Annotated in this window: 14 protein-coding genes; 7 read left to right on the forward strand and 7 right to left on the reverse strand. The window is 45.4% G+C overall.

Features of this window, described 5'->3' with window-relative positions; translation table 11 throughout:
• Window positions 1-84: 84 nt before the first annotated feature.
• The 3 genes from pspC to pspA are packed head-to-tail and all read right to left on the reverse strand — an operon-like array spanning window position 85 to window position 1,386.
• Window positions 85-474, reverse strand: a complete 390-nt coding sequence (gene pspC, locus J4N37_RS10285) for an envelope stress response membrane protein PspC (protein WP_010449099.1) — start codon at window positions 472-474, stop codon at window positions 85-87.
• Window positions 467-700 (reverse strand): envelope stress response membrane protein PspB, encoded by a 234-nt coding sequence (gene pspB, locus J4N37_RS10290; RefSeq protein WP_045388354.1) that lies wholly within the window; start codon window positions 698-700, stop codon window positions 467-469. Before pspB ends, pspC begins: the two co-directional genes overlap by 8 nt.
• A 14-nt stretch (window positions 701-714) precedes the next feature.
• The gene (gene pspA / locus J4N37_RS10295; RefSeq protein WP_010449102.1) at window positions 715-1,386 is read right to left on the reverse strand and encodes a phage shock protein PspA; all 672 of its coding nucleotides are present in this window, start codon (window positions 1,384-1,386) and stop codon (window positions 715-717) included.
• Window positions 1,387-1,620: 234 nt separating this feature from the next.
• Between pspA and pspF the strand changes: the two genes are divergently transcribed.
• The 6 genes from pspF (at window position 1,621) to J4N37_RS10325 (ending at window position 8,122) form a co-directional block, all read left to right on the forward strand.
• Window positions 1,621-2,628: a phage shock protein operon transcriptional activator gene (gene pspF, locus J4N37_RS10300; protein ID WP_045388351.1), complete on the forward strand. Its 1,008-nt coding sequence runs from the start codon at window positions 1,621-1,623 to the stop codon at window positions 2,626-2,628.
• 264 nt (window positions 2,629-2,892) lie between these two features.
• A complete protein-coding gene (gene sapA, locus J4N37_RS10305) occupies window positions 2,893-4,512 on the forward strand; it encodes an ABC transporter substrate-binding protein SapA (RefSeq protein ID WP_252040843.1) in 1,620 nt (539 codons plus the stop codon).
• Entirely contained in the window at window positions 4,512-5,474 is a 963-nt protein-coding gene (locus tag J4N37_RS10310; protein WP_010449107.1) for an ABC transporter permease, read from the forward strand. The genes sapA and J4N37_RS10310 overlap by 1 nt, the downstream gene beginning before the upstream one ends.
• Window positions 5,461-6,348 carry a putrescine export ABC transporter permease SapC gene (sapC, locus tag J4N37_RS10315; RefSeq protein WP_010449109.1) on the forward strand — a complete coding sequence of 296 codons (888 nt, stop codon included), beginning with the start codon at window positions 5,461-5,463 and terminating at the stop codon, window positions 6,346-6,348. The genes J4N37_RS10310 and sapC overlap by 14 nt, the downstream gene beginning before the upstream one ends.
• Window positions 6,348-7,343 carry a peptide ABC transporter ATP-binding protein gene (locus tag J4N37_RS10320; protein ID WP_010449111.1) on the forward strand — a complete coding sequence of 332 codons (996 nt, stop codon included), beginning with the start codon at window positions 6,348-6,350 and terminating at the stop codon, window positions 7,341-7,343. The genes sapC and J4N37_RS10320 overlap by 1 nt, the downstream gene beginning before the upstream one ends.
• Window positions 7,340-8,122, forward strand: coding sequence for a peptide ABC transporter ATP-binding protein (locus J4N37_RS10325; RefSeq protein ID WP_010449113.1), 783 nt, complete (start codon window positions 7,340-7,342; stop codon window positions 8,120-8,122). Before J4N37_RS10320 ends, J4N37_RS10325 begins: the two co-directional genes overlap by 4 nt.
• 108 nt (window positions 8,123-8,230) lie before the next feature.
• Here J4N37_RS10325 and J4N37_RS10330 read toward each other — a convergent pair whose 3' ends face one another.
• Both J4N37_RS10330 and J4N37_RS10335 read right to left on the reverse strand, forming a co-directional pair.
• Window positions 8,231-8,620 (reverse strand): DUF2750 domain-containing protein, encoded by a 390-nt coding sequence (locus tag J4N37_RS10330; RefSeq protein ID WP_005425781.1) that lies wholly within the window; start codon window positions 8,618-8,620, stop codon window positions 8,231-8,233.
• A gap of 74 nt (window positions 8,621-8,694) precedes the next feature.
• On the reverse strand, window positions 8,695-9,600 hold the full coding sequence (locus J4N37_RS10335) for a manganese-dependent inorganic pyrophosphatase (protein WP_010449115.1): 906 nt from the start codon (window positions 9,598-9,600) through the stop codon (window positions 8,695-8,697).
• A gap of 206 nt (window positions 9,601-9,806) precedes the next feature.
• On the opposite strand from J4N37_RS10335, the gene J4N37_RS10340 reads away from it, so the two are divergent.
• Window positions 9,807-11,021 (forward strand): putative manganese transporter, encoded by a 1,215-nt coding sequence (locus J4N37_RS10340; RefSeq protein WP_252040846.1) that lies wholly within the window; start codon window positions 9,807-9,809, stop codon window positions 11,019-11,021.
• A 68-nt stretch (window positions 11,022-11,089) separates the two neighbouring features.
• On the opposite strand, the gene J4N37_RS10345 is transcribed toward J4N37_RS10340, so the two are convergent.
• Both J4N37_RS10345 and torA read right to left on the reverse strand, forming a co-directional pair.
• The gene (locus J4N37_RS10345; RefSeq protein WP_252040848.1) at window positions 11,090-12,829 is read right to left on the reverse strand and encodes a glycoside hydrolase family 36 protein; all 1,740 of its coding nucleotides are present in this window, start codon (window positions 12,827-12,829) and stop codon (window positions 11,090-11,092) included.
• 199 nt (window positions 12,830-13,028) lie between these two features.
• Window positions 13,029-15,491: a trimethylamine-N-oxide reductase TorA gene (torA, locus tag J4N37_RS10350; RefSeq protein WP_252040850.1), complete on the reverse strand. Its 2,463-nt coding sequence runs from the start codon at window positions 15,489-15,491 to the stop codon at window positions 13,029-13,031.
• Between the last annotated feature and the right edge of the window lie 12 nt (window positions 15,492-15,503).

Consider the following 15,503-nt stretch of genomic DNA (forward strand, 5'->3'; position numbering starts at 1 on the left):
GGGAAAATTTCTTAAAAAATAGTAATTTGAGATAAAAATAAAGCAGATCTGAGTCTGCTTTATCAATAAATTGGGAACTGATTACTAGAGCTTATTAAACTCTCTGTTTACGCGGTAAGTATCAGATGTAACATACGCCTCCATACCGCGAATTTTGCTATCAAGGCGACTGAAGTCGCTCTCTAGCACACTCAACAACTGGTCTGGGCTTTGACCTTTCTGCCACGGTTTACTCTTCAGCGTATGTTCTTGGCGTGACTTAATGTTTTCTGTGTAAGTCACTGGCTGCTTTTCCAACATAAAGGTCATCGCGACATATGCTAGCAATACTAGAAAGGTACCACCTAGTAATGCCGCTGAAATCACAACGATACGAATTAACCAAACTTCCGCACCAAAGTAGTTTGCCACTCCGGCACACACGCCGGAGATTTTTCCATTTACAGGGTCACGATACAGTTCTCGTTTATTCATATTTACGTCTCCACGTTGGGGATTCTGCGTCCAAGATACGCTCCAATGTTTCAACTCGAGACTGCATCGCCTCCGCTTTTTCAGACAGTACCTGAAGACGCTCTAGATCTTGGCTCGACAGTGCACTATCTGCTTTGCGTTTGCTGCGATAGTGTAAGAAGAGCCATAGTGGAGCGACAAAGATTAAAAAGACAATCAATGGTCCAGTAATAAAAAATGTCGACATAAATGGCTCCTTTCTTATTTATCGTTCGATGACATCTGTTCTTTCAGTTTTGCCAACTCTTTTTCAATTTCATCTTGTGCTTGTAGCTCTGCAAACTCTTGGTCTAAAGATTTTGCGTTGCCAGTTTTCGCGTACAGATCCGCTTCTGCTTCCATTTCGTCAATCTTACGAGAGTACTGCTCGAACTTTGCCATCGCCTCGTTTGTACGACCTGCGTGAAGCTGTTTTTGCACATCGCGACGGTTAGATGCGGTTTGATTACGAATCGCTAGCGCTTGTTGCTTTGCTCGTGTCTCAGTGATCTTGGCTTCTAACTTACCAATTTCACCCGTCAATTTTTCGATGGTCTCTTCTACCAACGTCTGTTCAGTGTGAAGACCTTTAATCACTTGCTCAAGTTTTTGCTTCTCAATTAGTGCAGCACGTGCTAAATCTTCACGCTCTTTCACTAAAGCAAGGCTTGCCTTTTGGCTCCATTCATTAATTTGGTCTTCTAGTGCTTCCACTTTACGAGCCAACTCTTTTTTGTCTGCAATTGCTTTAGCCGAGTTAGTACGTACTTCTACGAGTGTGTCTTCCATTTCTTGAATGATAAGACGGATCATTTTTTCAGGATCTTCCGCCTTGTCTAGCAATGCACTGATGTTTGAGTTAACGATATCTGCAAAACGAGAAAAAATACCCATAACGGAACTCCTCTTTTTTTCCTATTTAAACTCGACAAGGCGTTAATTTACCTTGCGTCTCCCTTTACATATAACAAGTTGCGTGCCAACTTTAATTAAGCTTAATAAACAATAAGTTAAGCACATTGTTGTTGTGGCGCACCGATATGCTATGATGTTTTTTACCAATAGTTGGTAAATTTCACCAACTTCAATACGGTAACTTATGGCCAGATAGAAAATAAGAAGGACTTTATGAAGCAAAACCTCATTGGTGAATCGCCCGCTTTTCTCGCCGTACTAGATAAAGTATCACAACTTGCGCCAATCGAACGCCCTGTACTCATTATTGGCGAGCGAGGCACGGGTAAAGAACTCATCGCGCAACGTTTACACTATTTATCAAAGCGTTGGGACAAGCCACTGCTTTCTTTAAACTGTGCGACCCTAAGCGAAGGTTTAATTGATTCCGAGCTATTTGGCCATGAATCCGGTTCATTTACTGGCTCTAAAGGCAAACACAAAGGACGTTTTGAACGTGCTGAAGGCGGCACTCTGTTTCTAGACGAATTAGCAACTGCCCCTTTGTTGGTGCAAGAGAAACTGTTACGTGTGATCGAATACGGCGAATATGAGCGTGTAGGTGGGCATACTGCACTCACTGCCGATGTGCGCCTAGTATGTGCGACCAATGCCGATTTACCGAAACTAGCCGAACAAGGCGATTTTCGAGCGGATCTACTCGACAGATTGGCGTTTGATGTCATCATGCTTCCGCCGCTGAGAGAACGAAAAGAAGACATTCTTTCTCTTGCAGAGCATTACGCCATTAAGATGTGTCGTGAATTACAGTTGGAATACTTTGTTGGCTTTACGGAAGAAGCGCAACAGTCGCTGCTCGATTACGAATGGCCGGGTAACGTACGTGAGTTAAAGAACGTTATTGAAAGAGCGATCTATCGCCACGGTTTGAATGCTGACCCTATCGAACATCTTACCTTTAACCCATTTGAAACTGGTTGGGATAACTCGCTTGGTCATACCGCAGTTCAAGAAGCTGAAACAACTGAAACCAATCAAACCTCTGTAATTCGGTTCCCTCTGGACTATAAACAATGGCAAGAAGAGCAAGATATTGAACTGCTCAACCGCGCACTGGAAGAAGCGAAATTTAACCAACGCCAAGCAGCAGAGTTATTGGGATTAAGCTACCACCAACTTAGAGGTATGGTCAGAAAATACAGTTTAGTCGGCCAAGGATAAATTTCACCAGCCCTCTCACTCTAGAAATGGCTCACTATACTGAAGGAAAACAAGCTGTTTTACATCAATAGTGGGCAATTTGAGAGGCAAAGAAGGTCAACAACCAGACAATGATACGGTAATTTGATCTAACACCCCGTGACTCAAAGATTTTATGTTTGGAGCGAGTTGGTAAAGATGATAAATTAGCGGGATCATTTTCGCTTGTTATACCTAATGCAAAATGCAGAAGGAACGAGCAAAGTCCAATGACCATTTCATATTATGAAAGCTTTTATAAGACTATCGCTGAGCCTTCTTGGTATTAGCTTACTCACCGCATGTGGTGACGAAATCGATCACAATGAGATTCGTGAGAATGGATTTGTGTTTTGTGGGCAAGGTAAGCCAACAACATTTAACCCTCAGCTCATTGACAGTGGTATCACTGCTGAAGCTTTAAGTCCTCAGCTTTACGATACACTGCTTACGCTCGATCCAAAATCTCATCAACCCGTTGCAAACATTGCAGAAAGTTGGTCTGTAAACGAAGCGGGAACTGAATACACGTTTAATCTTAAGCGCGGTGTTCAATTCCAGAGTACAGCTTGGTTCACACCGACTCGGGCATTAAATGCGCAAGATGTCGTATTTAGCTTTAAGCGAATCATTGATGTAAACCATCCGTTTCACGACGTTGGTGGTGGTTTTTATCCATGGTTTGCGGGCTTAGATTTCCAAAACCTTGTCAAAGATGTGATAGCTCTCGATGACTACACAGTTAAATTTGTTCTTACTCAACCTAACTTTGCATTCCTAGCGAATATCGCTACTAGCCATGCAGTACTTTTATCTGCCGAGTATGGTCAGCAGCTTGCTGTAAAAGATGACAAAGCACAAATAGACTTTTTGCCTATCGGCAGTGGTCCTTACCAACTTAAAGAGTACCAAGTTAACGATCTTATTCGGCTAGAGCGTCACCCTAGATACTGGAAGTCACCAGCGAAGATGGAACAAGTCGTATTCGATATCTCGCATCGTGGGACAGGTACTCTCGCCAAGCTATTAAGAAATGAATGTGATGTTTTGGCATCGCCAATTTCTAGCCAGATTCCGATCATTCAAGAAACAGAGCACCTTGAGTTAACCGCAACGCCAGCGAACAACGTTTCTTTTATCGCTATCAACACCAGTCATTCTGCACTTAGTGACCCTCGAGTTCGCCAAGCATTAAACCTAGCGATCAATCGACAAAATATTCTGGATTCTGTTTACTACGGTACGGGTACTCAAGCTTATACCCTACTTCCTCCGAACTCGTGGGCTTATCAAAAAGACAGCGTAAAAATACGTTATGACCGAAATTATGCTTTGGCATTGCTACGCGATGCTGGGTTTAAGAAAGGGCTTAAGCTGACTATGTGGGTTCCATTAGAGCCTCGTGCATTTAATCCAAGCCCAAGAAAGACTGCAGAGTTAATTCAAGCAAACTTTGCCGATATTGGTGTTGAATTGAAGTTATTGACCGATGATCGTTTTGAACGAACGCAACTTGAAACCATCGATAATGTCGACTTGTTGCTCACTGGCTGGATTGGTGACACTGGTGATCCGGATAACTTCTTCAGGCCTCTACTTTCTTGTGATTCAGAACGTGTCGGTTTGAACGTATCAATGTGGTGTAACGATGATTTTGACTTCTTGCTGGACTTAGCACTAGAAACACAACAACCACGTTACCGCCTGAACTTGTACCGTCAAGCGCAGAACATTTTGAACGAGGAGTTTCCGGTTATTCCGCTGGCTCATGGCGTTCAATTCCGTGTCCACGATAAATCGCTGAAAGGCTTTAGATCGAGCCCTTTCAATTCACAACCTTTTAATAAAGTTGAGAGAATTCATTAATGTTTTGGTATGCCGTAAGACGCCTTAATCTCTTTGTCATCACTTTGATGATTCTCACTTTAGTGGGCTTTTCTCTGCTACGCCTAGATCCCATCTCACACTGGGCAAACGTTGAGTTTTGGTCAGGCTGGCAAAGCTACTTAGTCGAGCTGTCTCAGCTCAATTTCGGTATTAGCAAAAATGGTAACCCCATCTACGATGAACTGGCGGTGGTATTCCCTGCAACGCTAGAGCTGTGCTTTTTCGCTTTCGTGGTGTCGCTACTGATTGGTATCCCACTCGGTACCATTGCAGGTATGAAACAAGGCAAATGGCTCGATACCAGCATCTCGTTTGTTGCGATGTCAGGTTACTCAGCACCGATTTTCTGGGTCGCACTGATGTTGATCATGATGTTTTCGTTGCAGTATCACGTCTTTCCTGTAGCAGGGCGTTACGATTTACTCTACGAAATTGATCATGTTACGGGCTTCGCCATTATTGATGCCTTTATGGCAAAAGGTGAGTACCGAGCGCACGCACTGCAAAGTGTAATCGAACACATGATCTTGCCATGTTTGGTATTAGCACTTGCACCTACCACTCAAGTCATCGGCTTAATGCGTTCTTCAGTCGCGGAAGTAATGAGCCAAAACTATATCCGTGCCGCGCGAATCAAAGGTTTATCCAACCGTGAAATTGTCACTCAGCATGTACTTCGCAACGCAATTCCACCAATCATCCCAAAAGTTGGCGTTCAGCTATCCAGTATGATCACTTTGGCGATCATTACAGAGTCTATCTTCAACTGGCCGGGGATAGGTCGCTGGTTATTGGATGCGCTTGCAAATCAAGATTATGCATCAATTCAAGCGGGCGTTATGGTTCTCGCAACTCTGGTTTTGACCGCGAATATACTATCAGACTTGATCGGAGCGATGATCAACCCTCTAGTGAGAAAGGAATGGTATGCTAACAAATAACGTTTATCAGGAAGAGCGTATTCCGACTCAGTTTGAGCGCTTCTGGCGCAGTTATCGTGCAAATAGTCTCGCAATGTTCGGCCTATGGTGCTTAGTATTCATCGTATTGGTAACCATTTTTGCGCCCTTACTAGCTCCATATGATCCACAAGCACAATCAGGTGAACTACTCGTTCCACCATCTTGGGCACCAGCGGGAACGGTAGATTACTTCTTAGGCACGGATGACTTGGGCCGCGACATCCTTTCGCGCCTGATTATCGGGTCACAGTTAACGTTTGGTGCTGCTGTCGCTGTCACTGCAATCGCAGCTCTTATCGGCTGCTTTATCGGTGTTTTAGCGGGCATGACCAAAGGCCTTCTTTCAAGCACGTTGAATCACCTACTCGACACGGTCATGTCAATTCCATCGCTACTGCTTGCAATTATCTTTGTGGCTTTCTTGGGCTTTGGTGAGTTCAATATTCTTCTCGCAATCTGCTTAGCTTTGATTCCGCGTTTTATTCGCTCGGTGTACATTGCAGTGCATACAGAAGTTGAAAAAGACTACATCATGGCCGCACGTCTTGATGGCGCCAATGATTTCTACCTTCTGTGGAACTCAATTTTGCCAAACGTTCTAACGGTGATTGCTGCAGAAATCACACTGGCGCTGTCTGTAGCGATTCTAGACATCACAGCACTAGGTTTCCTAGGCTTAGGTGCTCAAGCACCAAGTACTGAATGGGGTGCGATTCTGGGCGACTCCGTTGAGCTGATTTACATCGCACCATGGACCGTGACGCTACCAGGTCTCACCATTATGTTTACCGTGGTTGTTCTAAACTTAGTGGGTGAAGGTGTACGCCAAGCGCTCAATGCAGGGATCGAATAATGCCGTTATTAGATATTCGACATTTAACCATTGAAATTGAAACGCCATCGGGTTTGGTGAAAGCCGTCGACCGCATGAGTATCACCTTAAATGAAGGCGAAATTCGTGGTTTGGTGGGTGAATCAGGTTCGGGTAAGAGTCTGGTTGCAAAAGCGATTGTAGGGGTCTGTAAGGACAACTGGAAGGTGACAGCTGATCGTATGCGTCTCGGTAATATCGATTTACTACAGTTAACCCCGAAAGAGCGTCGACGTGTGATTGCGCGTGATATCGCGATGATATTCCAAGAGCCTTCAACTTGTTTAGACCCTTCAGAAGAAGTGGGACGTCAGTTGATCGAATCGATCCCATCTCGCTCTTTCGAAGGTAAATGGTGGGAGCGCTTTAAATGGCGTAAAAAGCAAGCTATTGCCCTACTGCACAAAGTAGGCATTAAAGACCACAAACGTTTAATGGGCAGCTATCCATACGAGCTAACCGATGGTGAATGTCAAAAAGTCATGATCGCAATGGCAATCGCGACTAAGCCGAAGATCTTAATCGCCGATGAGCCAACTAACGACCTTGACCCAATTACGCAATCACAAATCTTGCGTTTGTTGAGCCGTATGAATCAGCTCAACAACACCACGATTGTATTGATCGGACACGATTTGACCACCATTACACAATGGGCAAACCGCATTACCGTAATGTACTGTGGTCAGTCGGTGGAATCAGCGGATACAGATAAACTCATCGAAGCACCTAAGCATCCCTATACGGCAGCGTTGCTGAAAGCGATGCCAGACTTTAATGACTGGATACCGCATAAACAGAAACTGCAATCTCTGCCAGGTTCTATCCCTCCTTTGCAACATTTGCCGATTGGCTGTCGCTTAGGTCCTCGTTGTCCCTACGCCCAGAGACAGTGTGTGGAAATACCACATACTAAACGTATAAAGAACCATAAATTTAGCTGTCATTTCCCACTGAATACGGAGAAAAATTCATGAGTGCGTTGCTTGAAGTCGATAACCTATCGAAACAGTTCGTCACGCGCTCAGGTCTGTTTAAACGTACAGTCAAAGAGGCAGTGAAACCGGTAAGCTTCAGTTTAGAACCGGGGCAAACCATCGGTTTTATCGGACAAAACGGCTCAGGAAAATCTACCCTAGCACGCATGCTTGCAGGCGTGATTGAACCGACCTCTGGAGAGATTCGTGTAAACGGAGAACGCCTTGAACATAAGGATTACTCAACGCGTTGTAAGCTAATTCGCATGATTTTTCAGGACCCAAATACGTCTTTGAATCCACGTATTCAAATAGGCCGTATTTTGGAGGGGCCACTAAAGCGTAATACTAACATGCCGCCAGATGCACGTATGAAACGTGTGAAAGACACCTTGTTGCGTGTAGGCTTGTTACCAGAGCATGCTTACTTCTACCCTCAAATGCTCGCAGCGGGTCAGAAACAACGTGTATGTCTTGCTCGTGCTTTGATACTTCAGCCGTCGATCATCGTTGCCGATGAAGCGTTAAACGGTCTCGATATGGCAATGCGCTCTCAGATCATCAACCTCTTCTTGGAGCTTCAAGAAGAAATGGGCTTGTCGTTCGTGTATGTATCTCAACATATCGGCATCGTGAAACACATTACCGACAAAGTGATGGTGATGCATGAAGGCGAAGTAGTGGAATTTGGTGATACAAACCAAATCCTAACCAATCCAGAGCATGCGATTACCCAACGACTGGTTGAGAGTCATTTTTACAAAGCGCCAAGCCACTAAAAATTGAGTGAGTAGTAAGTTTCTAGTATTCACTTCCTCTAAAAACAACAAAGCCTGCATCAACGCAGGCTTTTTAGTCTCTGAATTTCAGAACGCAATTGATAATTCTTAACGACGGCTCGCTTGTTTGCGCAGTTCGAAATCGAACTCATCTGGAAACAGCACCACACCTTCTTCATTCTGGTTTGGGAAAACCACAACAGACAACTCATCATCTTCTAGACCTGAAGTCCAACGGCTGTGCCATTTATTCAAAGAGATAGCTTCTGGCTCGCACTCTTCCCAGTCGCCTGTCGCCCATTGCTGTGCAAACTCTTCGTTTGGCCACACTGGTACACAATCGTCGTCTTCTGTGTTTAGCATCACGCAGCCGTGTTCATCCTTCAGAATCCACACTTTGCGGTTTGCTACGATTTCCTTCACACAGTATTTCAAGCGCTGCTCTTCGTTGTAGCGATTGATGGTGTCCATTTGCTCTTGGGTTAATGCTTCAGACATGTTCGTCTCCTATTCCCATAGAAAAATGCCCACCTAATGGCGGGCATTTACAGTATACGTTGGTAATAATGAAATTACACAAGCTCAGTTTGAAGCCAAGGCCAGCCTTGCTTCTTACGGCTTAGTGTGTTTTCCATCATTAGCATGCCGTCTTTCTCGTGCTTAACAAGTTTCTCAGCCCACTCACCTTTGTAAAGAAGACGAGTTTGAGCAGTAGTGATGTCTGTTAGCATAACAGCAGCGAATGCTAGGCTGTCGTTTGCACAACGCGCTTCTAGATCTGCTTCTAGAGCTTCGATCATGCCGTCAACTTGCTCTAGAGTCGCAAGTTCAACCTGACCTACTACTACGTCACGACCGTTGAATGGGTAACCTTTAAGGTCTTTTTCAACAAGTTCAGCAGCAGATAGACCTTCGATGTTTGTTTTAGCAATTAGAAGATCTTTAGTGAATGCGTCTACGTCTTGTACGTCTGCGATAGCCGCTAGTTCAGCAACAGCATCTTTGTCTTTTTGAGTACAAGTTGGAGAAGCAAAACCTACTGTGTCAGATAGGATAGCTGACATCATTAGCTTAGCGATTTGAGGCTTGATCTCGTGACCTTCAATCTTGAACATGTTGAATAGTACTGTGTTAGTACAGCCAACAGGCCAGATCCATGCTTCCATTGGGTTCACTGTCATCACGTCACCTAGACGGTGGTGGTCAACGATACCTGCGATTTCAGCTTCTGCGATGTCGTCTGGTGCTTGCGCTAGATCTGAGTAGTCTACTAGCCAAACTGTTTCGCCAGCTACTGAAGTACGTAGCTCAGGAACTTCTGCGCCTGCTACTTCTAGGATGTGCTGAGTTTCACGGTTAATTTCGCCCTGGCGAATTGGCATTGCTTCTACGCCACGCGCCTTTAGAAGTTCAGTTGCAACTAGTGCACTACAAATACTGTCACTGTCTGGGTTCTTATGACCTACAACTAGAATCATGTCTCTTCCTATTCAAGTCAATTTGATGGCTTCCTAATAGGGTGAATTGCATAACGAATTACACCGAGGAAGCGGGTTTGCTCACAAAGGCGCTTACTTTACCTGATTTGGGGCAGATTGACACGAAGAAAAGTTGTTACCGCCTATTGCGAATAATTCTCACTTTCATATAATGAGAATCATTACCATTTGCATTTGAGCTAATTATGAACGCGACCAAGATTTTTAATTCGGCACATCAGTTGCTGCAACCCACTCAATTTCGCCTTGCTTATAAGCGACTATTGCTTCCTGTTGCGCTGCTGGCTCTATTAGCAAGCGACGCAACGAGAGAAGTCACCGTTGCAACCCTTTCTGATTCATTCTGGGCGGTCTCTTGTTATGTGGCAGCAACACTAGCGATTTACCACTACCTGTCGAATTTCATGTCGAAGACCAACCGATTGACGGCGCTTTATCATCGTTCTCGCGGTCATCAAGTGTTCTTTGCAGCACTCCTTGGTGCGCTTCCGGGCTGTGGTGGTGCAATCGTCGTAACAACCCAGTTCATTAGTGGGCGTGTGGGATTTGGGGCGATTGTGGCCGTACTTACCTCGACCATGGGCGATGCAGCTTTCTTGTTGCTAGCAGCGAAACCAGCTACTGGTTTTGGTGTTATCGCCTTAGGTATTGTGGTTGGTACTCTGTCCGGATGGGTAGTGAATGCTTTTCATGCAGATGATTTCCTCCGCCCAAAGGAGAAAGAACAATCACCTCAAGCACAGTGCTGCAACAGCCACGGCGACACACATACCCCCATGGAGCAGCGCGCGATTAACTTGCAAGGTGCGTTTTGGAAATGGTTGCTTGTGCCTGTCACTATCGTTGCAGTACTTGGTTCTTTTCAAGTCGACATTAACCAAATGCTTGGATTGAAAGACAATACCATGGAGTGGTTAGGGGCGACGTTTGCGGTGATAAGTATGTTCCTGTGGGCAATGACCAAGGAACTTGGCGACTACCAGTCGACCGTATCGGAAGATGACAAAATCATAGACTCTCACCCAATTCAAAAAGCCGCGCAGGATACTAACTTTGTTAGCGCATGGGTGATTTTGGCTTTCCTCGCTTTTGAGCTCACTACGTACTTTTCAGGTCTGGATTTAGGCACGACTTTCTCTGGTTGGGGGATTTGGATGCCACTCATTGGCCTTGCGATTGGCATGCTACCAGGCTGTGGGCCGCAGATCCTCGTTACCAGTCTTTACATTTCTGGTGCCGTACCTTTGTCAGCACAATTATCGAATGCGATCTCAAATGATGGTGATGCGCTATTCCCTGCGATTGCAATGGCACCAAAAGCAGCGTTAGTTGCGACTGTCTACTCGGCAATCCCTGCGTTAATTGTCGGCTACGGATACTTCTTCCTATTCGAATATTAATAATCTAATGCAAATGGATATAAAAAGAGCCTCAATCGAGGCTCTTTTACTTTTTCAACTTAAGCAGATTATGCGGTCACAATCGCTTTAGCATTCAGGCCTTTATCCAAGCTAACTAGCAGTAACTGACAAGGATCTTGGTTAAGCTTCTCCCCTGTCCAGTAATCGTACCAATCGGTAGGCTGGTCTGCAGTAAGCGTAAACTCTGTCGCTTCATCGTTCGCATAGTTGAACAAACAGTGCAAATCGTTTTTAGATGTTAGTGGTAGGAAAGCATGGTTCAAACCTAGCGCGGTAAACTTAGCCGATTCTTGATTACGGCGTTGACGCAGCATCAACTTTGCTAGCGTCTTACTCGCAAATGACGTGATTTCTGGTAAAGGGTCACCAGATAGCAGTAAACCGCCACACGCCAGTAGTGCATTACGATGGAATTGATAATCTTCTCGCGAAGCCGCTTGGTTTGGTAACGAAGTAAACGTCGCGCAATCTGGATCGATTTGCCACAGCTTACGATGCTGCCAACTGCGGAAAAAGGTCTCTTTCGCGATTTGTTCAAAGCGATGGCTATGGCGCTCTACATCGTCAGAGACACGCATTGCATCAACTAAGCCCAAAGAAGGCCACATTGGTGCGTTACAGCCTAAAAGCCACGCATCTCCAGCCCCTTTAGCGATTGCCTCCATGCCCATGCGGTAGGCTTCTACACCAGTAACTCCCGATTGGCTTCGCTTACCTTTTAACGTGCCCCAATAGTTTGCGTCTAGTTTGAATAGCTCGACGCCCCACTCTTGACGCATGACTGAAACAACGTGGGTTAAATGATCTTGTACTTCTGGATTGGAGGTATCGAGAATATACCAAGGTGTGCAGCGCCATCCGCCATAAGTTACCTCTTCGGCTTTCAATAAGCTGCCGTCATTGTGGCGAACAAACCAATCTGGATGATTTTTAAAAATTTCAGACTCTGGCTGTGCAATGAATGGCGCCATCCAAATCGCTGGTTTTTTACCTTTCGCGCGAATGTTATGAATCAGCTCTTTCACCCCACCAGAGAATTTGTCTGATGGCGTTAACCAATCGCCCATAAATGCCTGGTAACCATCATCTAGCAGCACCCATTCAAGTTCAGACAAACTATCTTGCATGCATTCAACGTTGTCCAAAATGTTATTTTCAGTGACATCGGCGTAGTAGGCATACCAAGAACACCAACCAATTGGGGCATCTTGCACAACACCATTACGGACAGGATGATGCTCAGCAATCATTTCGCTGTACTCTTTGTAAAGTTCAGACAATGAACTTCCTCGTAGTACCGCAACCGATTCAAGATTGTTGTGCTCCCAGTCTGATACTTGGGTGTGCTCGCCATCAATGGCCGCTGATAGAACCCAGCGCTCATCATGCTGTTGCACTTCAAAATAGCCGGCAAAGCGATGACAAGAGGTGAAACCAAACAAGCTGTAGCCTGCAGAATCTTCAATAACTAAATAGTTGTAATAACGTTTAGGTGCGTTTTCCGGATAAATTCTGTAAGAGCTATTGTTGTCAGGACAACGCCCTACTTCGACAGGTTGAGAAATCGTGCCAGAGGTTTGCGCAAGCATTTGAAAACCGTCACCAATGACTGTTGCACCATGCTCATACATAAATGGCATTTCGAATAACACTTCACGTTCGGTGAAAGTTTTATTGTGAAGTCCAGCAAACGAAAAGTGGGCCTGATTGCCAACAATCTCAAACTGCAGATCATTGTTACTTACCGAGATTTCGGTGTGATTGGCCAATTGAATGGTCTGTGCCATAGAGTCTCTACTCACTTGATCTTTATTATGTCATTTCCCCCATTATCCTTCGCTTCATTCTCCCAATTCGTTACCAAGCTCACGAAACCGAATCCCATTCACTTTCATCTAATTAGTATTGAGAGAATGCTCACTGAAATTTTGGTTAAAAAAATACCAGCCCGAAGGCTGGCATTTCATTTAAAGTTTAGCGCTCTGATTAAGCTACTTCGATTGGACCACCGAATGAAGTAACTGGTGGAACTTTACCAGTGAACTTCTCGAAGTCTACGATACATGTGTTCGCAGAAGTCGCCTGTGCTAGCTCAGAAGAGCCGATGTCTTGAGTTAGTGTGTTAGGGTCACCGTAAGTACAGATTGCACCTACTTTCTCATTTAGAGGACCGTACCACGCACCTTCTTCAATACGAATAACACCACGTGGGTAGCTGTCAGTAAGTACAGCACCAGCAAGAAGCTGACCACGGTCGTTAAATACGCGTACCAAGTCACCGTCTTTGATGCCTTTCGCTTTTGCATCAACTGGGTTGATGTATACAGGCTCACGACCTTGAACAGCGTAAGTTGCACGGAAGTCTTCAGATTCACACATCTGAGAGTGCAGACGCTTGTCTGGGTGGCAAGACTGTAGCCAGTACGGGTGTTTGTCAGAGCCAGGACCACCGTGTGAGCGTTCTGATTTCTCGAACCACATCGGGTGTTCTTGACAGTGTTCGTAACCGTAACGACCGATCTTACGAGAAGTGATCTCGATGAAGCCAGAAGGCGTACCCAGCGGGTTGATTTCTGGATCTTGACGGAAGTCAGCGTGACGAACCCAAGGCTTACCTTGACCGAAGTCTAGTACGCTCTTCTCCCAGAACTCATCAAATTCTGGCATTTCGAACTTACCGTCGTTCGCTTTCTTACAATCGTTGTACAGGCTGCGGATCCATTCCATCTCGCTCATGCCACGAGTGTACTCGTCGCGACGACCAAAGCGTTGAGTCAGTTCACTCATGATTTGGAAGTCTGGCTTAGATTGGAACAATGGGTCCACTAGACGATGCATAGCAATCAGACCTTTGTTCGAGTAAGAACCGTACACGTCGATGTCGTTACGTTCCCACTGAGTACATGCTGGAAGAACGATATCAGAGAAACGACACGTTGCAGTCCAAGCGAACTCAACCGTTACTACTGTTTGTAGCTTCTGGAACGCTTGCTTCATGCGGTTACGATCTTGGTGGTGGTGCCATGGGTTACAACCCGAGATCACCATCATCTTGAAGTCTGGAAGCTTAACTTTACCACCGTTGTAGTTGATCTCTTTGCCTGGTTCTAGCAGACAGTCGATCCAACGTGCAACAGGGATAGTACGGCTGTAACCGTTAAAGTCGTTGTTATCCCACTTCGGCTTCATACCAGTATCTAGGTTACGAGGGAAACCACCAGGGCCCGCGAAGCCAGTTGAAGGTACACCGATACTTGAGTAGTGGTGACCGTAAGAGATACCACCGCCAGGTAGACCGATTTGACCAACCATTGCTGCAACTACTGCTGCTGCCCAGTATGGTTGCTCACCGTGCTCTTGACGTTGGATACACCAACCCATAAGGATCTGTGTACGACCGTTCACCAGCATGCGTGCGAATTCACGAATCTTGTCCGCTTTCACGCCACAGATAGGTGCAGCCCACTCAGGTGTCTTAACAACTTTATCTTTCGTTTCACCTTGAACGTACTTGATGAAGTCTTCGAAACCTAGACAGTAAGTTTCAATAAACTTCTTGTCGTATAGGTCTTCGTTGTACAGCACGTGCGCTACAGCAAGCATAAATGCAACGTCTGTCATCGGGTTGATGTACAGGTGGTCGTTCTCTAGGTAACGTTGAGTCTTGTTCTTAACTGGGTCTACAGAAAGAACATTGATCTCGCCTTTCGCTACTTTTTCTTTCAATTGCGCTAGGTAGTTGAATGATTCGTGCGTTTCACAGTTCCAACCTACTTGTAGGTTTTTCACTGGGTCGTTTGCCCAAAGAACAATGTTGTCTGAGTTCTCTAGAATTTCAGACCAAGACGTACCTTGTGCATAAACTTCTGTTGAACCAAGTACGTAAGGCATGATGGTTTGACCTGCACCAGTCGAGTAGTCACCTACTTTAGTGATGAAGTTACCGTGCATACCTACAGCACGTTGCATGTGTGCTGTACAGTTGTTGAACGCACCAGTTTGGTTCCAACCAGTTTGACCTGCGTGTAGAGCCCATGGACCGTATTCTTTCTGAACACGTTCTAGCTCGCGGTAGAACAGGTCTAGAGCTTCATCCCAAGTTACACGGATGAAACGGTTGTTACCGCGCGTTTCAGCGCTATATTTGTGCTTCTTCAGCCAATCTAGACGAACCATTGGGTAACGAACACGTGATGGGCTGTAGATGATGCCCTTGATGCCGTTCAACATTTCTGTTGGGTTCTGGTCTAGTTCTAGCGGTTTGATCTCTTGAACTTTACCCGCGTAGATGTGGGCGCGGAACGCGCCCCAGTGTGAACCTGTTACTTTCCAAGTACCAGTAGTCTCAGCTGCGTTTGCAGATGCTGAAGCTAATAAGCTTGGACCGATAACTGACGCTGCACTTGTGGTTGCTACACCTTTAAGAAAACTTCTTCGTGTAATAGCCATTTAATTTACTCC

This window comes from Vibrio sp. SCSIO 43153, assembly GCF_023716625.1.
GTDB classification, from domain to species: domain Bacteria; phylum Pseudomonadota; class Gammaproteobacteria; order Enterobacterales; family Vibrionaceae; genus Vibrio; species Vibrio rotiferianus.